This window comes from Rhodoferax sp. GT1R46, from assembly GCF_056521285.1.
The window spans coordinates 591885-617576 of the sequence record NZ_JBWMBC010000001.1; the positions used below are offsets into that span (position 1 = coordinate 591885).

Here is a 25692-nt window from a genome sequence, read left to right on the forward strand (position 1 = left end):
TCGTGTCTGAACTTCATAAATTTTTGTTTGATGGTTTGCCTGTGCGCGGCATGGTGGTGCGGCTGACCGATACCTGGACCGAGATCCTGCGCAGGCGGGCATCCAACAGCACAACCGGTGCGTATGCCGTGCCCGTGCGCGACATGCTGGGCGAGATGGTGGCTGCAGCGGCCCTGATGCAGTCCAACATCAAGTTTGACGGTTCACTGGTACTGCAGATATTTGGGGATGGCCCGGTCAAGCTGGCCGTGGTCGAAGTGGAGCCGAATCTGGCGCTGCGCGCGACGGCCACGGTGGTGGGGCAGGTGGATGCGGCGGCCACGCTGAGTCAGATGGTCAATGTGTCCAACGAGGGGCGTTGCGCCATTACCCTTGACCCGAACAGCAAATTCCCCGGCCAGCAGCCTTACCAGGGGGTTGTGCCTTTGTTTGATGACCAGGGTCGAAAAATAGAAAAACTCAGCTCCGTACTGGAGCATTACATGCTGCAAAGCGAACAGCTCGACACCACCCTGGTCCTCGCGGCCAATGACCAGATTGCCGCGGGCTTGCTGATTCAACGCCTGCCCATGCAGGGTACGGGCAACCTGGCGGGCAGCATGGTCAGCAAGGAAAACGAGGACGAAATCGGCCTCAATGAGCACTACAACCGCATCGCCATCCTGGCTGGCAGCCTGAAGAAGGAAGAGTTGCTCACGCTGGATGTGGAAACCATTTTGCACCGGCTATTCTGGGAAGAGCAGATCACCCGGTTTGAGCCTATGCAGGGGGACACCGCGCCGCATTTTGCCTGCAGTTGCAGCCGTGAACGGGTGGGCCGCATGATTGTGAGCCTGGGCCGCGAAGAAGCCGAAAGCATTCTTTCCGAGCGGGCGGATATTGAGGTGGCGTGTGAGTTTTGCGGCGTGCAATACCGCTTTGATGCGGTGGATGCAGCGCAGCTTTTCACGGCGCCGGTGCAGCAGGCGCCGGGTGGTCTAGAGCCCCATTGAGCCGGCCTTCAGGCTTTCAGCAACACGCTGAACAGCCGGTGTTCGCAATCGGCATCCGAGCACTTTTCACAACTCCACTGCCACGCCGGATTGCCTGATCCGGTGCCTGTCAGTGGCAGCCCGCTGTGGTGGGCAATGGCCTGAAGCGCACAGTCGGTGCGGGCTTGTCCTGTGCCATACACCACGGTGAAGTAGACGGCATGCTCATCGAGAATCTCGCGCAGGCGCTTGTCAATTTGTTTGCGCGTACGCGCCTCTTGGGTTGGCGCCCCCGTGGTCAGCCATGGAAGATCCAAGCCGGTGATCAGGGTCAGATCAAAACTGCGGTGGTGCTCCCGTGCAAGGAGGGTGAGCTGCGTGTCTGGAAGACGAGGGTCGCTGATGCTAGCGGCCAGGATTACTGCCATGAGCGGCGGTGAGTCCGCAATGTGGATGCTGCTTGCAGTCGTGCTCTGTTCCAGTGCAAGGCGCAAGGCCTGGGCTAGCCAGGTTTTTCCGGTGCCTGGTGCCCCGAGGATGGCAATCTTCATCGGGCGACCATGGTTTGCGCTACTTCGCAACCTGGACGTAAATCTCGTTAGCCTTAACCATGCCCAATTCGGAGCGGGCTTTTTCTTCAACGATCTCCAGACCTTCGCGCAGATCGCTTATTTCCGCAGAAAGGCGGTCGTTGGCCAGGGCAGCTTGTGCATTGCTTCGCTTCTGCACATCAAGCTGCCCGGTCATGCGGGTGACGCTTGGCACACTGCCCCTGCCGAACCATAGCTGGCCGTGCAAGATCACCAGCAAGGCGATTAAGGCAGCAGGGACGATGCGGTTGCCCACGCCAGAAATTACCGCAGGTTGTAGAACGCAGCGCGGCCGGGGTAGCTGGCCACGTCACCCAGATCCTCTTCAATGCGCAGCAACTGGTTGTACTTGGCCATGCGATCCGAGCGGCTGAGTGAGCCCGTCTTGATCTGGCCTGCGTTGCAGCCCACGGCGATGTCGGCAATGGTGGAGTCTTCGGTTTCACCGGAGCGGTGGCTGATGACGGCGGTGTAGCCAGCACGTTTGGCCATCTCGATGGCTTCAAAAGTCTCGGTCAGCGTGCCGATCTGGTTGATCTTGATCAAGATCGAATTGGCAATACCCTTGTCGATGCCTTCTTTCAGAATCTTGGTGTTGGTGACGAACAGGTCGTCGCCCACGATCTGAACCTTTTTGCCCAGACGGTCGGTCAGAAGCTTCCAGCCGTCCCAGTCGTTTTCTGCCATGCCATCTTCAATGCTGATGATGGGGTACTTGTCGACCCAGGTAGCCAGAATATTGGTCCACTCTTCGGCATTCAGGGTCAAGCCTTCGCCAGCCAATACGTACTTGCCGTCTTTGTAGAACTCGGAGGCAGCACAGTCCAGACCCAGCGCGATTTGCTCGCCGGCCACAAAGCCTGCCTTGTCGATGGCTTCCAGAATCATCTGGATAGCTGCTTCATGGTTGGGCACATTGGGTGCAAAGCCGCCTTCGTCACCCACAGCGGTGCTGATGCCCTTGTCGTGCAGGATTTTCTTCAGGGCGTGGAACACTTCGGCGCCATAGCGCAGGGCTTCACGGAAGCTGGGTGCCCCCACGGGGATGATCATCAACTCTTGCAGATCGAGGTTGTTGTTGGCATGCTCGCCACCGTTGATGACGTTCATCATGGGCACGGGCATCTGCATGCGGCCCATGCCGCCAAAGTAGCGGTACAGGGGCAGGCCAGACTCTTCAGCGGCTGCACGGGCCACGGCCATGGATACCGCCAACATGGCGTTGGCACCCAGGCGGCTCTTGTTGTCGGTGCCGTCCAGGTCAATCAGGGTCTTGTCCAGAAAGGCCTGCTCGGAGGCGTCGAGCCCCAGCACGGCTTCGGAGATTTCGGTGTTGATGTGCTCAACTGCCTTTAGCACGCCCTTGCCCAGGTAACGCTTCATGTCGCCGTCGCGCAGCTCAATGGCTTCACGCGAGCCGGTGGATGCGCCTGACGGCACCGCGGCGCGGCCCATGGTGCCGGACTCCAGCAGCACGTCGCATTCGACGGTAGGGTTGCCGCGGGAATCCAGAATTTCGCGGCCGACGATATCAACAATTGCACTCATTTCATTTCTTTCTCAAACAAAAAACAAGAGGCCGGTCGTAGCCGGTCACACACAAAAAATCAAACGCCGAAACTGTTTTCCAGAAACCCGTTCTTTTTGGTCACACGGTCCAGTTCCAGCAGGGTTTCCAGCAGCGCTTTCATGTGCTTCAGCGGCACCGCGTTAGGGCCGTCGCTCATGGCTTTGGACGGGTCAGGGTGGGTTTCCATGAAAAGGCCCGCCACGCCCACGGCGACAGCCGCACGGGCGAGCACGGGAACCATCTCGCGCTGGCCGCCGCTGCTGGTACCTTGCCCGCCGGGCAGTTGCACCGAATGCGTCGCGTCAAACACCACCGGCGCACCGGTTTCACGCATGATGGCAAGTGACCGCATGTCGCTCACGAGGTTGTTGTAGCCAAAGCTCGCACCGCGTTCGCAGGCCATGAAGTTGTCTTCCAACAGACCGGCTTCTTTGGCTGCGGCCCGCGCCTTGTCGATGACATTTTTCATGTCGTGCGGCGCAAGAAACTGGCCCTTCTTGATGTTCACCGGCTTGCCACTTTGGGCCACCGCACGGATGAAGTCGGTCTGGCGGCACAGGAACGCGGGTGTCTGCAACACATCGACTACCGAGGCGACCTGTGCAATCTGGTCTTCCGAGTGGATGTCGGTGAGGATGGGCAGGCCCAACTCGCGCTTGATCTTGGCCAGAATCTCCAGACCCTTGTCGATACCCGGGCCGCGAAAGGTGCTGCCGCTGGAGCGGTTGGCCTTGTCAAAACTGCTTTTGAAAATGAAGGGAATGCCCAGGGAAGTGGTAATTTCCTTGAGGGTGCCCGCTGTGTCCATTTGCAGTTGTTCTGATTCGATGACGCAGGGTCCTGCGATCAAAAAGAAGCGGTGCTCCAGACCGATGTCAAATCCGCAAAGCTTCATGTTACGCAACCGCCTTCAGGTTTTTGCCAGCGGTCTGGTGGTCCAGTGCCGCCTTGATAAACGCATTGAACAGCGGGTGGCCATTCCAGGGTGTGGACTTGAATTCCGGGTGAAACTGCACGCCGACAAACCAGGGGTGCGTCGCCTGCGGCAACTCAATCATTTCGGTGAGCTGCTCGCGCTGGGTCAGTGCGGAAATGACCAGCCCGGCCTTGCGCAAGGGCTCCAGAAAGTTGACGTTGGCTTCGTACCGGTGGCGATGCCGTTCGGTGACCACGTCGCCATAGATCTGGTGCGCCAATGTGCCAGGGGCGACATCAGAACTTTGTGCGCCCAAGCGCATGGTGCCGCCCAGATTCGAGTTTCTATCGCGGGTCTTGATGGTGCCGTCCGCATCTTTCCACTCGGTGATGAGGGCGATGACCGGGTTGGCGCAATCGGGTTCGAACTCGGTGCTGTTGGCGTCTGTCAGGCCGGCCACATGGCGGGCGAATTCAATGGTGGCCACCTGCATGCCCAGGCAAATGCCAAGGTAGGGAACCTTGTTTTCGCGTGCAAAACGGGCGGCGCAGATTTTTCCTTCAATGCCGCGCTTGCCAAAGCCGCCGGGCACTAGCACGGCGTCAAACTTGGCGAGCCGGGTCACGCTGTCAGGCGTAATGGTTTCCGAGTCGATGTACTCGATTTTGACCTTGACATGGTTCTTCATGCCGGCGTGGCGCAAGGCTTCGTTGAGTGACTTGTAGCTGTCGCTCAGGTCCACATACTTGCCGACCATGGCGATGGTGACATCGCCTTGCGGATGCTCGGTCTCGTAGACCAGGTCGTCCCAGCGCTTGAGGTTGGCCGGTGGGGTGTTCAGGCGCAGCTTGTCGCAAATCAGGCCGTCCAAACCTTGCTCGTGCAGCATGCGCGGCACTTTGTAGATGGTGTCCACGTCCCACATGCTGATGACGCCCCATTCGGCCACGTTGGAGAACAGGGAAATTTTGGAACGCTCTTCCTGGGGGATCGGTCGGTCGGCGCGGCAAATCAGGGCGTCGGCCTGGATGCCGATTTCGCGCAGTTGTTTGGCGGTGTGCTGGGTGGGTTTGGTCTTGAGTTCGCCCGCTGCGGCAATCCAGGGCACGTAGCTCAAATGCACAAATGCCGTGTTGTTGGGGCCGAGCTTGAGGCTCATCTGTCGCACGGCTTCCAGGAAAGGCAGCGACTCAATGTCGCCTACCGTGCCACCAATTTCCACAATCGCCACGTCGACTGCATCAGGCTCGCCAAAACGCGCACCGCGTTTCACAAATTCCTGGATTTCATTGGTGACATGGGGAATGACCTGCACGGTCTTGCCCAGGTAGTCGCCGCGACGCTCCTTGTCGAGCACGCTTTTGTAGATCTGACCGGTGGTGAAGTTGTTGGCCTTGCGCATGCGTGTTTCCACGAAGCGCTCGTAGTGACCCAGGTCCAGATCGGTTTCGGCCCCGTCGTCGGTGACAAAAACCTCGCCGTGTTGCAGAGGCGACATCGTCCCTGGATCCACGTTGAGATAGGGGTCGAGCTTGATTAAAGTGACTGTGAGGCCCCGCGATTCCAAAATCGCAGCGAGGGAGGCTGAGGCGATTCCCTTGCCAAGGGAGGACACCACACCGCCGGTGACGAAGACAAATTTGGTCATGTCAGAGGGAGCTATTAACGCTCGGGGAGGTGGTAAAGCGAGATTATAAAGGTCCGGCTCTGCTACATTGCGGCCCATGAATGATCTTGCTGGAAAACACATTGTTCTGGGACTCACGGGCGGCATTGCCTGCTACAAGGCGGCCGAGTTGTGCCGAGCCTTGATAAAAGAGGGCGCCACGGTGCAGGTGGTCATGACCGAGGCGGCCACCCAGTTCATCACCCCGGTAACCATGCAGGCCCTGAGCAACCGGCCGGTTTACGCCTCGCAGTGGGATGCCCGTGAGCCTAACAATATGGCCCACATCAATCTCAGCCGGGAGGCCGATGCCATTTTGATTGCCCCCTGCAGTGCCGATTTCATGGCCAAACTGCTGCACGGCCGGGCCGATGATTTGCTGAGCCTGATGTGCTTGGCGCGGCCCATCGACACGGTGCCGCTGCTGATTGCCCCGGCTATGAACCGCGAAATGTGGGCGCATCCTGCGACCCGGCGCAATCTGGTGCAACTCAAAGCCGACGGCTGCACGGTGCTGGATGTCGGCAATGGCGACCAGGCCTGCGGCGAAACCGGTGATGGCCGCATGCTGGAGCCGCAGGAACTGCTGCAGGACGTGATCGCCTTTTTCCAGCCCAAAGTGCTGGCGGGCCAGCATGTGCTTGTGACTGCCGGCCCCACCTTTGAAGCGATTGACCCCGTGCGTGGTATCACCAACCGGTCCAGCGGAAAGATGGGTTTTGCCATCGCCCGCGCTGCTCACGAGGCGGGTGCGCAGGTGACGCTGGTGGCCGGGCCGGTGAGCCTTCCCACACCCCGAGGCGTGCAGCGCATGGACGTTCAATCAGCACAGAATATGCTGGAAGCCACCGTGGATGCTGCGAAGGTAGCTAGCATATTCATAGCAACGGCGGCGGTGGCCGACTGGCGGCCGGCGCAGGCCTCAGACCAGAAAATTAAAAAGGACGGCTCGGGGCAGCCGCCTGCGCTGACCTTTATGGAGAACACCGATATTCTGGCCACCGTGGCCCAAATGCCCCGCGCGCAGAGTGGCGCGCTGTATTGCGTGGGGTTTGCCGCGGAGAGCCACGATTTGTTGATGCATGCCACGGCCAAGCGCATCAAAAAAAACGTCCCTCTGTTGGTGGGTAATATCGGCCCCGCAACGTTTGGTCAGGATGACAACGCCTTGCTGCTGGTCGATGCGGATGGCGCCCGGGAAATCCCCCGCAACTCCAAATTGGCTTTGGCCCGTCAGCTGGTGGCTGAAATTGGCAAACGCCTGCAGCCCTCCCCGCACTGATTCCTCAAAACAACACGACATTGCAAAATGAAAATTGACGTCAAGATCTTGGACAACCGGCTGATCGACCAGCTTCCCGCCTACGCCACTCCAGGCAGTGCCGGGCTGGACTTGCGGGCTTGCCTCAGTGAGCCGCTCACTCTGGCACCCAATGCGTGGCAGCTGGTGCCTACGGGTATGGCCATTTATCTGGAAGACCCGGGGTTTGCGGCCATGATTCTGCCGCGCTCAGGACTGGGCCACAAGCACGGCATCGTGCTGGGTAATCTGGTGGGCTTGATTGACAGTGATTACCAGGGCCAGCTCATGGTCAGTGCCTGGAATCGCAGTGATGTGGCGTTCACCATCGCGCCCATGGAGCGCATCGCCCAACTGGTGATCGTGCCGGTGGTGCAAGCCCGGTTCAATGTGGTGACCGAGTTTGTGGCCACACAACGCGGCGAGAGTGGCTATGGCTCAACCGGCAAGCATTGAGTTTTAGTGCAGCGTGCGATCCGACGGCGCATCATCATCTGACGCGATCTGAACCTTGAAGAAACCGGAGCCACAGGTGCCGCGTTCGATTTCTTCGTCAGTGGCTTCGCGTACCGATTCCACCTTGATGCTGATGCGAATGGCAATGCCCGCCAGCGGGTGGTTGCCGTCCAGAACCACATGCTCCGGGTAGATGTCGGTTACGGCGTACAGGGCGTCTTTGGGGGCCTTCGGGTTGCAGCCAACGGGCAGTGCTGAGCCTTCCATGGTCAGCCCGACTTCCAAATCCGTCGGGAACAGTTCGCGGGGCTCCAGAAACAGCAGTTGGTCATTGAAGTCGCCAAAAGCCTCTGCGGGTTCGATCTGCAGCAGAACGCTGGCGCCCGCGCTGTGGCCCTGCAGCGCCTCTTCAATCGGGGGTAACAGGTCGTTGCCACCAATCAAAAATTCCACCGGATCGTCCAGCACGTCCAGTTCTTCGCCTAAAGTATCTTTCAGCGTCCAAGTGAGGGCGACGACGCATTGTTGTGTGATTTCCATAGGAGAATTGTCCCATGAACATCAATGAACCTTTGCAACTGTTGGGCGGACTGACTCCCAAGACCTTCATGCAGCGCCACTGGCAGAAGAAGCCGCTGGTTATTCGCCAGGCGATTCCCGGCTTTCAGCCGCCGTTGGACCGCGCCGATCTGGTGGACCTCGCAGCCCAGGAGGAGGTGCAATCGCGTCTGGTGATTCAGGCTAATCCTGATGCCAAGCAGGACTGGCGGTTTCGGCACGGGCCATTTACCCGCAGGGCGCTGCCTCCGTTCAAACAGCCAGGCTGGACGCTGTTGGTGCAGGGCGTGGATTTGCTCGACGAGCGGGCACACGCGCTGATGAACCAGTTCCGCTTTGTGCCCGATGCGCGCCTGGATGATTTGATGGTCAGCTACGCCACCGATGGGGGTGGCGTAGGGCCGCACTTTGACAGCTACGACGTATTTTTGCTACAGGCCCATGGGCAGCGCCGCTGGCGCATTGGGCGTCAAAAAGACCTCAGTTTGCAGCCAGGCATGCCGCTCAAGATTCTGGCCAACTTTGAGCCAGAGATGGAGTTTGTATTGGATGCGGGTGACATGCTCTACCTGCCACCGCGTTACGCACATGATGGCATCGCCGTGGGGGAGTGCATGACGTATTCCGTCGGCTTCCGGTCGCCCAGTCGCGGCGAGTTGGCGGGTGAGCTTCTGCAACGTCTGGCGGAAGACGCCATGGATGAAGCGGGTGCTGCTTTGTACCGCGATCCCAAGCAACCTGCCGTGTCAGGGTGCGGCGAAATTCCTGCCGACATGGTGGAGTTTGCGCGGGATGCGCTGGCCGCTGCGCTGCGCGATCCGCTGGCGGTGCCGCGCGCTTTGGGCGAGTACCTGAGCGAGCCCAAAGCCCATGTGAGTTTCGACGGGGGCGAGGCGTCCGGGGAGGCCGATGGCCCCGTCAGGTTGGATCGACGCACCCGGATGATGTATGACATCCATCATGTTTTTGTAAATGGTGAGAGTTTTCGGGCGGCGGGTCGCGATGCCCAGTTGATGCGACTGCTGGCAGACGAGCGGAATTTGAAGGCCACCGACGTCAAGCGCCTGAGCGCCGACGCCCGCGATTTGCTGGCGGACTGGATGGAAGCGGGGTGGTTGTATGTCGACCAGTGAACCTGCCGGCGAGTTGTTGGAAGGGCCTTTTGCGGGGCTACCGGTATTCGCGCAGTTGGTGCGGGATGCACTGGCGTGTGCCGCGCGGGAAGGTTGGCCCGAAATGGTCTGGAGCGACGCAACGTTTGAGGACTGGCCTTTGCGTGAAAAGGCCGTTGTGGATTCCCTGCAAGCCTGGTCCCGCAGTGGTCGTCGTCTGGTTATTCTTGCACAGCGCTATGACGAAGTCTTGCGCCATCACCCGCGCTTTGTGGCCTGGCGCAAGCAGTGGGACCACATTGTTGAATGTCGGATCGTCAAAGGTCTGGAAGCCAGTCAAATACCCAGCGCGCTGTGGAGCCCGCACTGGGCGATGCGTCGGCTTGATCTGGTGCGCAGCATCGGTATGGCGGGATTCGAGAGCCAGCGCCGGGTGCAACTGAGGGAGTTGATGGATGAGTGCAGGCGGCAAAGTTCGCCGGGGTTTCCGGCGTCGACACTTGGGTTGTAACGAATTGTGAGAGGGTTTACCCGAGTGCAACGGATTGCATCCTGTATAATTTCTCCCGGGCAGAAAGAGATCGAATGCTTTTTGTCTGAGTCCAGGCGGCGCGCTGCTTTGACGATTTCCGGAAATTGTTTCGTTAACTCACTCTAGTTTTTAAAAATGAACAAATCTCTCGTTTTGGCAGCTGTTATTGCTGCTGCTGCCCTGGTTGCTTGCGGTAAAAAAGAAGAAGCTGCTCCTGTTGCTGCTCCTGCTGCTGCCGTCGCTCCTGCTCTGGAAGCTGCTGCTTCCGCTTCCGCTGGTGCTGCTTCTGCTGCAACGGCTGCTGCTGATGCCGTCAAAGGTGCTGCTGACGCTACTGCTGACGCTGCAAAAGCTGCTGCTGAAGCCGCTGCCAAAGCTGCCGCTGACGCTGCTCCAAAGAAATAATTAGCCCCGGCTAATTGCTTCGAAAAAAAACCACCGGAAGGTGGTTTTTTTTCGTCCGTGCTTTTGGGGCCAAGCCCCAAAAGCACGCTATTTGATGTCGTCGGCGATCACTTTGACGATACGTTGCGCACTGGCCGATGTTTCAGGAGCCCCTTTGGCGTCCAAAACGGAAACGGTAGTCACGTCTGCCAGGCTGCGTACGGCAATCTGGAATTTGGATGCTTCATTGCTTTTGGCAGACCCGCTGAACAGCTTGCTGAAAAAGCCGGGCTCAGAGCTCTCTGTCTGGGGCGGTACATACCGTACAAAGTAAATCCCCTGTTTGCGGTCGCGGTCTTCCACGGTAAAGCCCGTGCGATCCAGTGCCAGCCCCACGCGGCGCCAGGCGCGATCGAACCCCTCTTCGATGCGCACGACCGGCTGCCCATTTTCGGTGGCAACTGCGGCGGTACTCTTTGCGACGCTGTTGGCCACAAGTGTCTTGGCCTGTTCCGGGGTCGCACCCAGTTTCACCATCAGGCGACGCAAAAATTCGGCTTCCAGTTCAGGGTCTGTGGGTCGGGGTTGCCACACCGTGCTTCCCTTGCCTTCAGACGCGTAGACTTCAATCATGCCGCGGTGGCTGATGAAAATTTCGGTACTGCCTTCCCCACTGCGCTCCAGTCGGGTACGGAATTTGTCGCGTTCGGCCGTGGAGTAAACGGAATCCAGCAGTTTTCCGAGCGAGGCCCGGATGATGTCCATTGGAATCTTGGCACGGTTCTCAGCCCAGTCTGTTTCCATAATGCCCAGGCTATTTTGGTCCATGGCCAGCAAGAAGCCGTTTTCCTGCCAAAAGTCCTTGACCGGCTCCCACAGCTTTTCGGGAGGACGGCTCACAACCAGCCACCGCTGGTTGCCCGAACGCTCGATTCGTACGTCTCCGACGGACGCTGCGGCGATGGGCGTTTGGGCGGCAGCCACTTGGCCCGCCTGATAACCTGAAGCAGAAACTGCGCCGCCGATGACCGTGTAGCGCGTATCTTTGGAGAGTTGGGTGAGATCGGGTGGGACGCTTAACGACGGTGCTTTTGAGTTTGTCGCGCTGCGGTAATCCACCTTGTCGGTTTCAAGCACGGTACATGCCGACAATGATATTGCCGCAGTCAGCAGTGTTACTTTGGAAAATGGGTTCACGGAAATCCTAAAAAGGGAATGGATAGTCAAATCAGCCCCGAGGCGTGCATCACGCGCTCCAATGCGGGCTGGTTGGCTTCTGTTAACACGGTCAGGGGAAGGCGCAAGGCTTGTTTGCACAAGCCCATGCGCGCTACTGCCCACTTGACCGGAATGGGGTTGGACTCCACGAACAAAGCCTTGTGCAGTGGCAGCAACTGCAATTGAATCTCCATGGCACGCTGCACATTGCCGGCAATGGCGGCCATGCACAGCTCATGCATGAGGCGTGGAGCCACGTTGGCAGTCACGCTGACGTTGCCGTGACCGCCGCACAGCATCAGCGCCACAGCAGTCGGGTCATCGCCGGAATAGATGGCAAAGCCCTTGGGCGCTTCTTTTATCAACCATTGTGCACGTTCGATATTGCCTGTGGCTTCCTTGATGCCGACAATGCCGGGCACCTGCGCCAGACGCATGACGGTGTCGTGCGCCATGTCAGCAACCGAGCGGCCGGGTACGTTGTACAAAACCAGGGGCAAATCCACGGCCTCGGCAATGGCCTTGAAATGCAGGTACTGACCTTCCTGGGTAGGCTTGTTGTAGTACGGCACGACCTGCAGTTGGCAATCAGCGCCCACCTTTTTGGCAAAGCGGGCCAGTTCAATGGCTTCAGACGTGGAGTTCGCACCGCACCCAGCCATGATGGGCACCCGTCCGCGGGCCTGCTCGACCGAAACGCGGATGATTTCGCAGTGTTCATCGACGTTGACGGTGGGAGACTCGCCTGTGGTGCCGACGACCCCAACGCAGTCAGTGCCTTCGGCAATGTGCCAGTCGATCAGTTTGCGCAGGGCTGGATAGTCCACGGAGCCATCGTCGTGCATCGGAGTGATGAGAGCCACGATGCTGCCTTTGATTTGACCTTGAGGTGAGTTCATGTCGGTAATTTGTAAGGTAAGCGCGCATTTTACCTAGAGTGGGTGTCGCTGGGGTTCGCGCCGTGTTGCGGCATCCAGCGGTGGTCGCACAGCTACGATGCGTTGCACAAAACGATCCGGGTTGTTCAAGAAGCCGTTTTCATACGCCACCACGTTAAGGGTTCGGCAAGCCTGCAAAAGTTCCCCGGGTTGCAACAGAAAGTCGGGGCGGGCGGGTCTGCCTACGGTCTCATTTCCGGCTGCAAAAGTTTCATACAGGAACACTCCGCCGGGTGCTACGCTCAGAACGAGGGTCTGCAGTAGCGGTCGCCACAGGTAGTTCGTGACAATTACCGCGCCAAACTGGCATGGGGCAGCGTCCGCAAGCAAGGGCCAGGGGCCGTTTTCAATGTCTGCACAAACCAGTGTGGCGGTTGGCAACCCAAGGCCTGCCTGGTCTACCTCGCGATCAACACCGGTTACCGGATGCCCCCGTCCGGCAAACCAGGCAAGGTGGCGCCCGGACCCGCAAGCGACATCCAGAACTGACGATCCGGGTTCGAGTAGATGCGACCAGCGAGCAATCCAGGGGGACGGTTTCAAAAGCATGACCATAGCTAATTGGCCATCTGCATCAGAAAGTCGGGCCGTGTGTAGAGGAAAAAGATGCCTGCCAGCACGGCAATGGCCACCGTGCCGGTCAGTAGCTGTCTTGTTGGTTTCATGGTGTCAGTGTGCGGCCTGCGGAGTGGGGCGGGCGATGGCAATTTCCTTGATGGGCAAATTTACCAGTGCTGCCAGAACTCCCAGGCCAATGGCGATGTACCACACAAGGTCGTAGCTGCCTGTGCGGTCGTACAGGTAGCCACCCAGCCACACGCCCAGGAAAGAGCCAATCTGGTGGCTGAAGAACACAAATCCGCTGAGCATGGAGAGGTGGGCCACGCCAAATATCTGGGCCACGGTGGCATTGGTGACCGGCACGGTGGACAACCACAACAAGCCCATCACGCTGGCAAAAATGTAAACGCTGGCGGGTGAAAGCGGTACCAGCAAAAAGACACTGATGGCCAACGCACGCGCCAGGTAGATGAAGGCCAGAATATTGCGCTTGGGCAATTTTTGCCCCAAAACGCCAGCCGCATAGGTGCCAAACACGTTAAACAGGCCTATCAGAGCCAATGCATAGCTGGCCACCTGCGGCGATAGCCCTTTGTCCTTCAGGTAGCTGGGCATGTGGACACCAATAAAGACGACCTGAAAGCCGCAGACAAAGTACCCTGCCATCAGCAGTTGAAAGCTGGGGTACTTGAATGCCTCCTGGAGTGCCTGCAAAATGGTTTGCTCGCGTTGGTGGTGCGCACTGGCGCCAAAGCCGGGTTCGCGCAGGCCCCAAGCCAGCGGCGCCATCAGCAGGGCCGCAAAACCCAGTACCACCAGAGCCTGTTGCCAGCCCAGGCTGGTAATCAGAAAGCCCTCGGTCGGCACCATCAGGAACTGGCCAAACGAGCCCGCTGCCGCAGTAATGCCCATCGCCCATGAACGCCGCTCGGCAGACACATTGCGGCCAATCACGCCGTAAACCACGGCATAGGTGGTTCCTGCCTGGGCAACGCCGATCAGGACACCGGTGGCCATGGTGAAGAGCAGGGGCGTTGGCGCATGGGCCATGCCTGCCAAGCCCAGGGCATACAGCACTGCACCCACGACGATGACGCGAAAGGCCCCAAACCGGTCGGCCAGCATGCCCACAAAAATGCCGGACACGCCCCACGCGAGGTTCTGGATGGCAATGGCAAACGCAAAAGTTTCACGACTCCAGTCTTGCTGCTGGGTAATGGGTTGCAGCCAGAGCCCAAAGCCGTGGCGGATGCCCATCGACAAGGTGACGATGGCAGCTCCGCAGATCAGCAATTGGGTGAGGGACAGGGTTTTGGGTGACTGGTGCATCTGTTTAATGTAGCCAATCCGGGCGACGTCTCCTGTGCCAGGGGTGACGGATGTCATGGAAATGGCTGGGCTTTTGTACAGCTTATTTTTATTGCACGACTACAATGACCGGCTATGTCCGTCAAACCAACCCCCGAATATTCCGAAGGCTCCATCCGGGTCCTCAAGGGCCTGGAGCCCGTCAAACAACGTCCGGGCATGTACACCCGCACCGACAACCCGCTGCACGTGATCCAGGAAGTGCTGGACAACGCGGCCGATGAAGCGCTGGGCGGCTACGGCAAAAAAATCAAGGTCACGGTGCACACCGATGGCTCCGTCACGATTGAAGACGATGGCCGCGGCATCCCGTTTGGCATGCACCCGGAAGAAAAAGCACCCGTGATTGAACTGGTTTTCACCCGCTTGCACGCGGGCGGCAAGTTCGACAAAGGCAAAGGCGGCGCCTACAGCTTCTCAGGTGGACTGCACGGTGTGGGCGTCAGCGTGACCAATGCGCTGGCCACGCGTCTGGAGGCCACTTCGTACCGGGAAGGCATGGTCGCGGGGCTGGTGTTTGAGAATGGCGACGTAACCCAGCCCTTGCAGACCCGCAAGATTGGTGACGGCGACCGCAAATCCGGCACCACGGTGCGCGTCTGGCCGGATGCCAAATATTTTGAGTCGGCGGTGCTGCCGATGAACGAGCTCACCCACTTGCTGCGCAGCAAGGCCGTGCTGATGCCCGGTGTGAGCGTGACGCTGATGGTCGAAAAAACCAAAGACGTTCAAACCTGGCTTTACAAAGGCGGTCTGCGCGACTACCTGATGCAAACACTGCATGGCGAGCCGGTCATTCCGCTGTTTGAAGGCGAAGGCTTTGCCGATGCCCAAAGCGATAATTTTGCCGAAGGCGAGGGTGCATCCTGGTGCGTGGCCTTTACCGAAGACGGCCAGCCGGTGCGCGAAAGCTACGTCAATCTGATTCCCACCAGCGCCGGCGGCACGCACGAAAGCGGCTTGCGCGATGGCCTGTTTACGGCCGTCAAAAGTTTTATCGAACTGCATTCACTCTTGCCCAAGGGTGTAAAGCTGATGCCCGAAGACGTGTTTTCTCGCGCCAGCTACGTGTTGTCCACCAAGGTGCTGGACCCGCAGTTTCAGGGCCAGATCAAAGAGCGTCTCAATTCCCGCGACGCCGTGCGCCTGGTGTCCAGCTTCGTGCGCCCTGCGCTGGAACTGTGGCTGAACCAACATGTGGAATACGGCAAAAAACTGGCCGAGCTGGCTATTAAGGCGGCCCAAACCCGACAAAAAGCCGGTCAAAAAGTGGAGAAGCGCAAGAGTTCTGGCGTGGCGGTGCTGCCCGGCAAGCTGACCGATTGCGAAAGCCGCGACATCGCCTATAACGAGGTGTTTCTGGTCGAGGGAGACTCTGCCGGCGGTAGCGCCAAGATGGGCCGCGACAAAGAAAATCAGGCCGTCCTGCCCCTGCGCGGCAAGGTGCTCAACACCTGGGAGGTGGACCGCGACCGCCTGTTTGCCAACACCGAAATTCACGACATCTCTGTTGCGATCGGCGTGGACCCACACGGCCCCAATGACACACCCGATATGTCCGGTTTGCGTTACGGCAAGGTCTGCATCCTGAGCGATGCGGACGTGGACGGCTCGCATATTCAGGTTTTGCTGCTCACGCTGTTCTTCCGTCACTTCCCCAAGCTGATCGAAACCGGCCATGTGTATGTAGCCCGTCCACCGCTGTTCCGCGTCGATGCACCCGCGCGCGGCAAAAAGCCCGCATCCAAGGCCTATGCGCTGGACGATGGCGAGCTCACCGCCATTCTGGACAAGCTGCGCAAAGAAGGCGTGCGTGAGGGTGCCTGGAGCATCAGCCGCTTCAAAGGCCTGGGCGAGATGAACGCCGAGCAGCTGTGGGACACCACGCTCAACCCCGACACCCGCCGCCTGTTGCCCGTGATGCTGGGCGCCATCGACTTTGGCGCGACCGAAGCGCTGATCACCAAGCTCATGGGCAAGGGTGAAGCGGCCGCCCGGCGCGAGCTGATGGAGCTGCACGGCGACTCGGTTGAAATTGACGTTTAGCTATGGAATTGATAGCTGCTCGCGCAGTTAATACGGGGGCTAGAGGCCTATTTGGTTTAAATTTCCGGCCTGCATTTGGCGCTGCCAAGCCGCAAACCCGGCGCAGCGTAGCGCGACAAACCAAGCCAATCTGCCCCAAGAACACACACATCTGAAACAAAAGATTGATTCATGACCGACCAACCCATTCTTGACCTGGCTCCCGAACCTCCCCATGACGGCGGAGATGACCAATTGAACCTGGCGACCTACGCCCAGCGAGCCTACCTCGAATACGCCCTCAGCGTGGTTAAAGGCCGCGCCTTGCCCGACGTGTGCGATGGCCAAAAACCCGTGCAACGGCGCATTTTGTATTCCATGTCGCGCATGGGGCTGGGCTTTGGTGGCGCCAATGGCAACACCGGCGCACGCCCTGTCAAATGCGCCCGCGTGGTGGGTGATGTGCTGGGCCGCTTTCACCCGCATGGCGACCAAGCCGCCTATGACGCGCTGGTGCGCATGGCACAAGATTTTTCGCAGCGCTACCCGCTGATTGACGGTCAGGGTAATTTTGGTAGCCGCGATGGCGACGGTGCGGCAGCGATGCGGTACACCGAAGCGCGTCTGGCCAAAATCACCAGCCTGCTGCTCGACGAAATTGACCAGGGCACGGTGGATTTTCAGCCCAACTACGACGGCTCCACGGAGGAACCGCGCCAGCTCCCCGCGCGCCTGCCGTTTGCACTGCTCAATGGTGCCAGCGGCATTGCCGTGGGCCTGGCTACCGAGATCCCCAGCCACAATCTGCGCGAAATTGCCGACGCCTGCGTGGCGCTGATCAAAACCCCGGCACTGGCCGATGCCGCGTTATGGGAAATCATTCCCGGACCCGATTACCCCGGTGGCGCCCAAATCATTAGCAGCGCAACGGACATTGCGGACGCCTACCGCACCGGGCGCGGCTCGCTCAAAGTGCGTGCCCGCTGGAAGATTGAAGACCTGGCCCGCGGCCAGTGGCAATTGGTGGTGACCGAGTTACCACCCGGGGTGAGCAGCCAGCGCGTGCTGGAAGAAATTGAAGAGCTGACCAACCCCAAGATCAAGGCGGGTAAAAAAGCCCTGTCGCAAGACCAGAACCAGCTCAAGGCCAGCATCCTGTCGGTGCTGGACGTGGTGCGTGACGAGTCCAACAAAGACGCGGCCGTGCGTCTGGTGTTTGAGCCCAAAACCAGCCGGATCGAACAGCAGGAGCTTATCACCGCACTGCTGGCCCACACCAGCCTGGAAACCTCGTCACCCATCAACCTGACCATGATCGGGCTGGACGGCCGGCCCACACAAAAATCGCTGCGGCAGATGTTGACGGAGTGGATTGCGTTTCGCCAGATCACCATCGAGAAGCGTTCGCGCCACCGCCTGGGCAAGGTGCTTGACCGCATTCACATACTCGAAGGTCGCCAGCTCGTTCTGCTCAATATCGACGAGGTGATTGCCATCATCCGTCAGTCGGACGATCCAAAAATGGCACTCATGGAGCGCTTCCAATTGTCGGACCGCCAGGCTGAAGACATTCTGGAGATTCGCCTGCGCCAACTGGCGCGGCTGGAAGCCATCAAGATCGAGCAGGAGCTGTCGGAGCTGCGCAGCGAGCAGGCTAGGCTGGACGAAATTCTGGGCAACCCCGCCATTTTGCGGCGCCTGATGATCAAGGAAATTGAGGCAGATGCCAAAACCTTTGCCGACCCCCGCCGCACGCTGATTCAGACCGAGAAAAAAGCGGTGCTGGAGATCAAGGTGGTGGACGAGCCGGTCACCGTGGTGGTCAGTCAAAAAGGCTGGGTGCGCACCCGCACCGGCCATGGTCATGAGGCCAGCAGCTTCGCCTTCAAGGCAGGCGATGGCCTCTATGGCACCTTTGAGTGTCGCAGTGTGGACACGCTGCTGGCATTTGGATCCAACGGGCGCATTTACTCCGTGGCCGTGTCCTTGCTGCCCGGTGGGCGCGGTGATGGTCAACCGGTTACCACGCTGCTGGAGTTGGAAGCCGGCACCCAACTGCTGTATTACTTTGCCGGGCCTGCTGCCGCCACTCTCTTGCTCAGCAGCACGGGGGGCTATGGCTTTATGGCCACGGTAGAGAACATGGTGTCGCGCCAAAAGGCGGGCAAGGCCTTTGTCGGTTGCAATGCGGGCGAAACGCTGTGTCAGCCATCGCTGGTGTCGGGTGCGCATGGCAGGGTTACGGTTGCGGGCACACCCGCTGTTCCCGTGGCACCTGCGACCCACGTCGCGTGTGCCTCTACCGGTGGCCGCATCCTGACATTCGAGCTCAGCGAGCTCAAATCCATGGTCAATGGTGGCCGTGGTTTGATGCTGATTGACCTGGAAGCCAAAGACATACTGGCGGGTGCCGCAGCCTACACCCGCAGCATCCGCATTGAAGGTATTGGCCGTGGCGGAAAAGAGCGCGAAGAAACGCTGGAAATCCGCAGCCTGAACAACGCCCGTGCGGCACGCGGTCGCAAGGGCAAGGCGGCAGACCTGGGCTTCAAGCCCGCGCGCATCACGCGCGTTGAATAGCCGTTTTTGTAGTCAAACCTGGCGTTTACTTGCGCGCCAGGTAGACGCCACCGACCGTGAGCGCCATTCCGAAAAGTGCGATGCCTGAGAAGGTGTCGCCGAATAACATCCAGGCGAACAGGGCCGTGCAGGGCGGAACCAGATAAAACAGGCTGGCCACATTCACTGCGTTGCTGTGGCGGATTAGCCAGTTCAACAGGCTGATGGCGCCTATGGACAGAACCAGTACCAGCCAGCCCAGCGCAAAAAACAGCTCACCCGTCCACTCAATGCGAAAGCTCTCGGTCATCCATGCCAGCGCTCCCGTGGCTATAGCGGTGGGCAGGAATTGGGCTACAGAGCCGGTGCGCCAGTCGAACGCTGGACAGAACCGTTTTTGGTAGAGCGTGCCAGCGGTGATGCCCAGCAGGGCGATGATGGCAGGCACAACGGCTAGGGCTCCAAATTCCGCCCCCAGCTTGCCGAACACCACCAGCCCAACACCCAAGAAGCCTAGCAACAGTCCAAACCATTGGCTCTTCGACACTTTCGCGCCCAGTAGCCAGCCTGCGCCAACGGCCGTCAGCAGGGGTTGCACTCCCACGACCAGGCTGGCAACTCCAGCGGGCAAGCCCTTGGAGATGGCGATAAACACACCGCCCAGATACACACCATGCACCAGCAGGCCCGCAATGCCAATGTGCAGCCACTGCCGGGCAGATCGGGGCCAGGGCGCGCGCGTGGCTAGTGATATCAAGGTCATGCAACCAATAACCGCGATATAGCGAATCAGCAGAAAGACCAGCGGTTCGATGTGCGGCAAACCGAGTCTCGCGCCGATGAAGCCGGTTGACCAGAGCAGTACAAAAAGAAGGGGAAAGATACGGGCTTGGTAAGAGGTCATTGGCTGCAGTTTACGGGGTTCACAGGGGCAGCTTGCCGGAGTGCTATCAAATCAATAGCTTCCATTGCAATACAGACTGGGGCTACAGCCTGATTTCTCCATTATTTCCAGCCGCCACCCAGCACCTTGTACAGCGTCACCCGGTTCTGCACCTGCTGCACCTGCACTTGCACCACAGCCTGTTGCGCCGCAAACAGGGAGCGTTGCGCATCCAGTACGTCAAACGAATTGGCAGCGCCGTTCTTGAAACGCAGATCCGTCAGATTCATGCGGGTTTGCTCCGCATCCAGTTGTGCGGTTTGCGCACGCAATTGCTCATCCAGCGTAGCGCGCCCTGCCAGCGCATCGGACACTTCCCTGAACCCGGTCTGTATGGCTTTTTCATACTGCGCCACCGCAATGTCTTTATTGACCTTGGCAGCTTCCAGGTTGGCCTTGTTGCGTCCGGCATCGAAGAGGGGTATCAACAACTGGGGCACAAAAGTCCAGGCCGACGAGCCGTTGCTGAACAGGGTGTCCAGGTCGCTACTGGCCACGCCCGCACTGCCAGTCAGCGTGATGCGCGGAAAGAAGGCGGCGCGCGCGGCGCCAATGTTGGCGTTGTTGGCTAGCAGTTGTTGCTCGGCCTGGCGCACGTCGGGCCGGCGTGTCAGCAGCTCGGACGGCACGCCGGCGGGCAGGTCGGGTAGCAGCCCCTGGCCTGTTACGGGCAATCCGGGGGGCAGGTCGTTCGGCAGCGCCTGGCCCAGCAGGAGCACCAGGGCGTTTTCGTCTTGTGCGCGCTGGCGGGTGAGTTGGGCCAGCGTGACCTTGGCGCCTTCCAGCAGGGACTGCGACTGGCTGAGGTCCAGTTTGGATGCGGCTTCGTTGTCGAACTTGAGCTGTGTGAGTTTCAGTGAATCCTGGCGCGTGCCCAGGGTGCCCCGGGTAACGCGCAGCAGTTCGTCATCAGCCAGCAGGTTCAGGTAGGTGGTCGCGACCGAGGCAATCAGCGCGATTTGCACGGTTTTGCGGGCCTCTTCGGTGCCGAGCAACTGGGCCTGTGCCGCCTGGCTCAGGGCGCGCACGCGCCCAAAGAAAGCCAGCTCGTAGGACGTGACGCTCAAGCCCGCGGTGTAGGTGCTGCTGATGGCGCCGTAGGCAATGGGCCCGCGTGATCCGGCAATGCCCGCGCCCACGGTAGGCAACTCGTCTGCGCGGCGCACTTGCAACTGGGCGCGGGTCTGCTCGATGTTGAGCACGGCCACACGCAGATCGCGGTTGTTTTGCAGAGACAGCTCGATCAGGCACTTGAGGCGCGCGTCCTTGAAGAAGTCCTGCCAGTCGATGTCTGCCGCCAGGCGGGCTGTGCTGTCGGGTCCCGCTTGGACGGCCGGTGCAGCCGCAAAGTTGCCGGCTACGGGGGCAGCAGGGCGCTCGTAGGTTGGTATGAAGCTGCAACCGCCAAGCCACAGGGCGGCGGCCAGAACAGTCAGGCGCTGGATGGGTTGCACCGGTTTGGAGGCAGGGATGGTCAATTTATTCATGGCTATCGACTCCGATCTGGTGACCGTGGTGTGCATCAAACTGGTGCTGGCGTTCGCTGCCTTTGAAGAGGCCGCGCACCACCACGAAGAAAATAGGCACGAAGAACACGGCCAGCACCGTTCCCAGTGCCATACCGCCAATCACGCCGGTACCAATGGCGCGCTGGCTCGCCGAGCCTGCGCCGGAAGACATGGCCAAGGGCAGAACGCCCAGCATGAAGGCCACGGACGTCATCACAATGGGCCTGAAGCGCATGTGCGCAGCGGCCAACGCCGACTCGATCACGCTCTTGCCTTGGGCCTGCAGGTCTTTGGCAAACTCGATGATCAGAATGGCGTTTTTAGCGGACAGTCCGATGATCGTGATCAGTCCGACCTGAAAGTACACGTCATTGGCATAGCCGCGCAGCAACGTAGCCAGCAGTACGCCCAACACGCCTAAAGGCACCACCATCACCACCGCCATCGGAATGGACCAGCTTTCATACAACGCGGCCAGGCACAGAAACACAGCCAGAATGGCAAAGCCGTACAAGACCATGGCTTGCGAGCCTGCCAGTTTTTCTTCACGGGACTGGCCGGTCCACTCAAAGCCGAATCCTGCGGGGAGCTGGCCTGCCAGTTTTTCCATTTCATCCATGGCCGCACCGGTGCTGAAGCCGGGCGCCGCTGAACCACCGATACGCACAGCAGGATATCCGTTGTAGCGCACGGTCTGCATGGCACCTTTGACCCAACGCGTGCTGGCGAAGCTGGAGAGTGGCACTGGCTTGCCCTGTGCATTGGATACGTTGAGCTTCAGCAAATCGTCGGGCTGCATGCGCGAGGTCGCATCGGCTTGCACCACAACCCGCTGCAGGCGGCCCTGGTTCGGGAAGTCGTTGATATACGAGGAGCCCAATGCGGTCGACAGGGTGGTGTTGATCGAATCAAAGTTCACGCCCAGCGCGCTGGCCTTGTCCCGATCCACATCGATCTGTAGTTGGGGTGCGTCTTCCAGTCCGTCCGGCCGCACCTGGGTCAACACCTTGCTCTTGGACGCCATACCCAGCAACTGGTTGCGTGCGGCAACCAGGGCATCGTGCCCATTGCCACCCCGGTCCTGCAAACGGAAGGTAAAGCCTGCGGCATTGCCCAACTCCGGAATGGGTGGCGGGCTAAGAGGAAAGATGAATGCATCGCGCACGCCCATGAGGGCGCCAAATGCACGCCCCGCCAGCGTTTGTGCAGAGTGCTCAGGCCCCGAGCGTTCCGACCAGTCTTTGAGTGTCACAAACCCGAGTGCGGCGTTTTGCCCTTGCCCCGAGAAGCTGAAGCCCAGCACACTGACCATGCTTTGTACTTCAGGTTGCTTCAGGATGTAACCCTCCACCTGTTGCATCACGTTGAGAGTGCGCTCCTGGGTGGCGCCGGGCGGCAACTGGGTATTGACCAGTATGGTGCCCTGGTCTTCGCCTGGAAGGAACGAGATCGGCATGCGAATATAGACCACCACCACGGCCGCGATGATGGCGGCATAAATGACCAGGTAGCGACCCGCACGCTTGAGCACGCGGGCCACCAGGCCTTCATAGTTCTTGGCGGTGCGCGAGAAGCCCCGGTTGAACCAGCCAAAGAAGCCGGTCTTGGCATGGTGGTGCCCGGCCTCCACTGGCTTGAGCAGGGTGGCGCACAGCGCGGGCGTCAGCGACAGTGCCATGAAGGCGGAGAACCCGATGGAACTGACCATCACTGCCGAGAACTGCCGGTAGATGTTGCCCACCGAGCCCTTGAAAAATGCCAGTGGCACAAACACCGCAATCAGCACCACCGTCACGCCGATGATGGCGCCCGAGATTTGCCCCATGGCCTTGCGTGTGGCCTGCAGTGGGGGCAAGCCTTCTTCGCTCATGATGCGCTCCACGTTTTCCACCACCACAATGGCATCGTCCACCACAATGCCGATCACCAGCACCATGCCGAACATGGTCAGCACGTTGATCGAGAAGCCCAGTGCCAGCAGCACGGCAAAGGTGCCCATCAAGGCCACCGGTACCACGATGGTGGGAATGATGGTGTAGCGGAAGTTTTGCAGAAACAAAAATATCACCAGAAACACCAGTACGATGGCCTCCAGCAAGGTTTCCGCTACCTGCGAGATCGAGATCTTGACGAAGCGTGAGCTGTCATAGGGGATGCTCCAATGCACGCCCTTGGGGAAGTAGGCTTCCAGTTGCGTCATGCGCTCGCGCACCGCTTTGGCCGCTGCCAGTGCGTTGCCGCTGGGTGACAGCTGGACACCAATGCCCGCCGCTGGATTGCCATTCAGCCTGGCCGACGTCGCGTAGGTCTGCGCACCGAGTTCAATGCGCGCCACATCTTTCAGGCGAACAGCAGAGCCGTCGGCATTGGCGCGCAGCAGAATGTTGCCGAATTGCGCGACATTGCTGAGCTGGCCATTGACCACTACTGTGGCCGCAATCGACTGGCCGGTGATGTTGGGCAGGTCGCCAATGGCGCCGGATGACACCTGGGCGTTTTGAGCGCGAATGGCGTTGTTGACATCCGCAGCAGACAGGCTGTAACCCGCCAGTTTGGCCGGGTCGATCCAGATACGCATGGCGCGTTCGGTGCCGAACAACTGGGCTTGACCGATGCCCGGGAGGCGCTGCAACTCGGGCAGTACATTGCGCGACGCGTAGTCACCCAGTGCCACGATGTCAATGTCGGGATTGTCCGATGACAGCATGGTGAACAGCAGGAAGTTGGAGCGCGCCTTGTCCACCCGCACACCGGCCTGCGTAACTGCGGCAGGCAAGCGTGGCGAAGCGCGCGAGAGGCGGTTCTGCACATCCACCTGCGCCAGATCGGGGTTGGTGCCTGTCTCAAAGAAGACCGTAATGGTGCCTGTTCCGTTGGCTTGGGCCACTGACTCCATATAGATCAAGCCGGGTGATCCATTCATTTCCCGTTCGATCACGCTCAGCACACTGTCTTCCAGCGTCTGTGCCGATGCGCCGGGGTAACCGGCGGTGATCACGATGGACGGGGGCGCCACTGGCGGGTATTGCGAGATGGGCAGCTGCGTGATGGCTACGCCGCCCATAACCAGAATGAACAGCGAGATCACCCACGCAAAGATGGGGCGATCGATAAAAAATTGTGCCATGGAATGTGCCCCTTATTTGCTGGCGGACGCAGCGGCAGCTGGCGCGGAGGCCGAAGCTGCGGGCGCCGAAGCGGTCGGCGTAGCGCCGGTCCACGGCACCGTCTTGACCGGCGCGCCGGGCGCCATCATTTTCTGGAAGCCATCCGCAATGACCTGGTCACCGGGTTTGAGTCCATCCAGAATCACCCACTGGTTGTTCTGTGCGTTGCCGACCTTGACCGGGCGCGGTGCAGGTTTTCCATCGGAACCCACCACCAGCACGGTGTCGCCTTGGCTGGTGCGGGTTACCGCCTGTTGTGGCAACAACATGGCTGAAGGCAGCTCGGCTTGCGACAAACGTACCCGCACGTACTGGCCCGGCAGGAGCAAGCCGTCGGAGTTTGGCACTTCGGCGCGCAGCGTGATCTGGCCCGAGGTGGCATCTACTGTCAAATCGGTGAACAGCAGTTTGCCGGCGCGCGGCAATTCACTGCCGTCTTCCAGCACCACCCGCACGGGCACTGATCCGTCGCCTGACGCGCGCAGTTGTTTGGATGCAATGGCCTTTCGCAGGCGCAGCACATCGGTGGTGGACTGGGTGAAGTTCACGTATACCGTACCCGTTTGCTGGATGACGGCGAGCTGGGTCGCCTCGGCTTGGCTCACCAGTGCGCCTTCGGTCACCAGAGACTGACCAATGCGCCCGGATATCGGGGCGGTCACCGTAGCGTAGTTCAGGTTGATCTGTGCTGTCTGCACAGCCGCCTTGGCCGTGGCCAGATCGGCCTCGGCCTGCTTTTGTGCGGTAACCAGCGTGGTGTACTCCTGCTTGCTGATCGCATTGGCTTCCACCAGCGGCTTGTTGCGTTCCAACTGTGCCGTGGCCTGGGCCAGATTGGCCTGGCTCTTGGCCACGCTGGCTTGGGCGCTCTCGAAGGCCGCCCGGTAGGGCGCGGCATCAATCTGGTAAAGCACCTGACCCGCCTTGACCTCACTGCCTTCGCGAAACAGCCGTTGCAACACGACGCCGTTCACCCGGGCCCGCACCTGCGCCACCCGCACCGGGCTCACACGGCCGGGCAATTCGGTTTGCAGTGCCACGACCTGGTTGGAAACGGTCACCACTCCCACGGTGGCAGGCGGCGGCCCGCCGGGCGCTCCACCCGCTGCGGGGGGGGCCTCTTTGGCGCCGCAGGCCGCTAAGAGAGCCACAAGGGGAATAAGTGGCAGAAGGAGCGAGCGGGTGGAGCGGGTGGAGGACATGAGCAATCCTTGCGGTGAAAAAGGGGGGGTAAACGAAGCCGACTTTTGCTGCAGCGCAAGCTACAACACAACTTAAGCTGCTAATTCTAAAAATATGATTTAGTATACATACAAGAGTGAATGTATGCAGCAAACCTTCGTAAAGCAC

22 protein-coding genes are annotated in these 25692 nt (G+C 59.8%); 8 read left to right on the forward strand and 14 right to left on the reverse strand.

Annotated features, from left to right (window positions below):
• The first annotated feature begins 2 nt into the window (after window positions 1-2).
• A complete protein-coding gene (gene hslO / locus AC097W_RS02835) occupies window positions 3-992 on the forward strand; it encodes an Hsp33 family molecular chaperone HslO (RefSeq protein ID WP_479600799.1) in 990 nt (329 codons plus the stop codon).
• A gap of 8 nt (window positions 993-1000) precedes the next feature.
• Here hslO and AC097W_RS02840 read toward each other — a convergent pair whose 3' ends face one another.
• The 5 genes from AC097W_RS02840 to AC097W_RS02860 are packed head-to-tail and all read right to left on the reverse strand — an operon-like array spanning window position 1001 to window position 5695.
• Window positions 1001-1522 (reverse strand): hypothetical protein, encoded by a 522-nt coding sequence (locus AC097W_RS02840; protein ID WP_479600800.1) that lies wholly within the window; start codon window positions 1520-1522, stop codon window positions 1001-1003.
• Window positions 1523-1541: 19 nt separating this feature from the next.
• On the reverse strand, window positions 1542-1817 hold the full coding sequence (locus AC097W_RS02845; RefSeq protein ID WP_479600801.1) for a septum formation initiator family protein: 276 nt from the start codon (window positions 1815-1817) through the stop codon (window positions 1542-1544).
• A gap of 8 nt (window positions 1818-1825) precedes the next feature.
• On the reverse strand, window positions 1826-3109 hold the full coding sequence (gene eno / locus AC097W_RS02850; RefSeq protein ID WP_479600802.1) for a phosphopyruvate hydratase: 1284 nt from the start codon (window positions 3107-3109) through the stop codon (window positions 1826-1828).
• A gap of 59 nt (window positions 3110-3168) precedes the next feature.
• Complete coding sequence (kdsA, locus tag AC097W_RS02855) at window positions 3169-4026, reverse strand: 3-deoxy-8-phosphooctulonate synthase (RefSeq protein WP_479600803.1); 858 nt, start codon at window positions 4024-4026, stop codon at window positions 3169-3171.
• Window position 4027: 1 nt separating this feature from the next.
• Window positions 4028-5695: a CTP synthase gene (locus AC097W_RS02860; RefSeq protein ID WP_479600804.1), complete on the reverse strand. Its 1668-nt coding sequence runs from the start codon at window positions 5693-5695 to the stop codon at window positions 4028-4030.
• 76 nt (window positions 5696-5771) lie between these two features.
• On the opposite strand from AC097W_RS02860, the gene coaBC reads away from it, so the two are divergent.
• Both coaBC and dut read left to right on the forward strand, forming a co-directional pair.
• The gene (gene coaBC / locus AC097W_RS02865) at window positions 5772-6995 is read left to right on the forward strand and encodes a bifunctional phosphopantothenoylcysteine decarboxylase/phosphopantothenate--cysteine ligase CoaBC (RefSeq protein ID WP_479600805.1); all 1224 of its coding nucleotides are present in this window, start codon (window positions 5772-5774) and stop codon (window positions 6993-6995) included.
• 27 nt (window positions 6996-7022) lie between these two features.
• Window positions 7023-7469, forward strand: coding sequence for a dUTP diphosphatase (dut, locus tag AC097W_RS02870; RefSeq protein ID WP_479600806.1), 447 nt, complete (start codon window positions 7023-7025; stop codon window positions 7467-7469).
• Between the two features lie 3 nt (window positions 7470-7472).
• Here dut and AC097W_RS02875 read toward each other — a convergent pair whose 3' ends face one another.
• Window positions 7473-8009, reverse strand: a complete 537-nt coding sequence (locus AC097W_RS02875) for an FKBP-type peptidyl-prolyl cis-trans isomerase (RefSeq protein ID WP_479600807.1) — start codon at window positions 8007-8009, stop codon at window positions 7473-7475.
• A 14-nt stretch (window positions 8010-8023) separates the two neighbouring features.
• On the opposite strand from AC097W_RS02875, the gene AC097W_RS02880 reads away from it, so the two are divergent.
• The 3 genes from AC097W_RS02880 to AC097W_RS02890 all read left to right on the forward strand — a co-directional run bounded on the left by AC097W_RS02880 (window position 8024) and on the right by AC097W_RS02890 (window position 10080).
• Window positions 8024-9160, forward strand: coding sequence for a JmjC domain-containing protein (locus AC097W_RS02880; RefSeq protein ID WP_479600808.1), 1137 nt, complete (start codon window positions 8024-8026; stop codon window positions 9158-9160).
• On the forward strand, window positions 9147-9650 hold the full coding sequence (locus AC097W_RS02885) for a hypothetical protein (protein WP_479600809.1): 504 nt from the start codon (window positions 9147-9149) through the stop codon (window positions 9648-9650). The genes AC097W_RS02880 and AC097W_RS02885 overlap by 14 nt, the downstream gene beginning before the upstream one ends.
• Before the next feature lie 187 nt (window positions 9651-9837).
• Complete coding sequence (locus AC097W_RS02890) at window positions 9838-10080, forward strand: hypothetical protein (RefSeq protein WP_479600810.1); 243 nt, start codon at window positions 9838-9840, stop codon at window positions 10078-10080.
• An 83-nt stretch (window positions 10081-10163) separates the two neighbouring features.
• Here AC097W_RS02890 and bamC read toward each other — a convergent pair whose 3' ends face one another.
• The 4 genes from bamC to AC097W_RS02910 all read right to left on the reverse strand — a co-directional run bounded on the left by bamC (window position 10164) and on the right by AC097W_RS02910 (window position 14101).
• A complete protein-coding gene (bamC, locus tag AC097W_RS02895; RefSeq protein WP_479600811.1) occupies window positions 10164-11252 on the reverse strand; it encodes an outer membrane protein assembly factor BamC in 1089 nt (362 codons plus the stop codon).
• Between the two features lie 26 nt (window positions 11253-11278).
• Entirely contained in the window at window positions 11279-12172 is an 894-nt protein-coding gene (gene dapA, locus AC097W_RS02900) for a 4-hydroxy-tetrahydrodipicolinate synthase (protein ID WP_479600812.1), read from the reverse strand.
• A 33-nt stretch (window positions 12173-12205) separates the two neighbouring features.
• Window positions 12206-12760 (reverse strand): class I SAM-dependent methyltransferase, encoded by a 555-nt coding sequence (locus AC097W_RS02905; RefSeq protein ID WP_479600813.1) that lies wholly within the window; start codon window positions 12758-12760, stop codon window positions 12206-12208.
• Window positions 12761-12880: 120 nt separating this feature from the next.
• A complete protein-coding gene (locus tag AC097W_RS02910) occupies window positions 12881-14101 on the reverse strand; it encodes an MFS transporter (protein ID WP_479601286.1) in 1221 nt (406 codons plus the stop codon).
• A 114-nt stretch (window positions 14102-14215) separates the two neighbouring features.
• Here AC097W_RS02910 and AC097W_RS02915 point away from each other — a divergent pair, with 114 nt between their 5' ends.
• Window positions 14216-16186 (forward strand): DNA topoisomerase IV subunit B, encoded by a 1971-nt coding sequence (locus tag AC097W_RS02915; RefSeq protein ID WP_479600814.1) that lies wholly within the window; start codon window positions 14216-14218, stop codon window positions 16184-16186.
• A 171-nt stretch (window positions 16187-16357) separates the two neighbouring features.
• Window positions 16358-18745 carry a DNA topoisomerase IV subunit A gene (gene parC, locus AC097W_RS02920; RefSeq protein ID WP_479600815.1) on the forward strand — a complete coding sequence of 796 codons (2388 nt, stop codon included), beginning with the start codon at window positions 16358-16360 and terminating at the stop codon, window positions 18743-18745.
• A gap of 25 nt (window positions 18746-18770) precedes the next feature.
• Here the strand turns inward: parC and AC097W_RS02925 are convergent, their stop codons facing one another.
• The 4 genes from AC097W_RS02925 to AC097W_RS02940 all read right to left on the reverse strand — a co-directional run bounded on the left by AC097W_RS02925 (window position 18771) and on the right by AC097W_RS02940 (window position 25544).
• A complete protein-coding gene (locus tag AC097W_RS02925) occupies window positions 18771-19628 on the reverse strand; it encodes a DMT family transporter (protein WP_479600816.1) in 858 nt (285 codons plus the stop codon).
• A 101-nt stretch (window positions 19629-19729) separates the two neighbouring features.
• Window positions 19730-21154 (reverse strand): efflux transporter outer membrane subunit, encoded by a 1425-nt coding sequence (locus AC097W_RS02930; protein ID WP_479600817.1) that lies wholly within the window; start codon window positions 21152-21154, stop codon window positions 19730-19732.
• Entirely contained in the window at window positions 21147-24302 is a 3156-nt protein-coding gene (locus AC097W_RS02935) for an efflux RND transporter permease subunit (RefSeq protein WP_479600818.1), read from the reverse strand. The genes AC097W_RS02930 and AC097W_RS02935 overlap by 8 nt, the downstream gene beginning before the upstream one ends.
• Window positions 24303-24314: 12 nt before the next feature.
• Window positions 24315-25544 carry an efflux RND transporter periplasmic adaptor subunit gene (locus AC097W_RS02940; protein WP_479600819.1) on the reverse strand — a complete coding sequence of 410 codons (1230 nt, stop codon included), beginning with the start codon at window positions 25542-25544 and terminating at the stop codon, window positions 24315-24317.
• Between the last annotated feature and the right edge of the window lie 148 nt (window positions 25545-25692).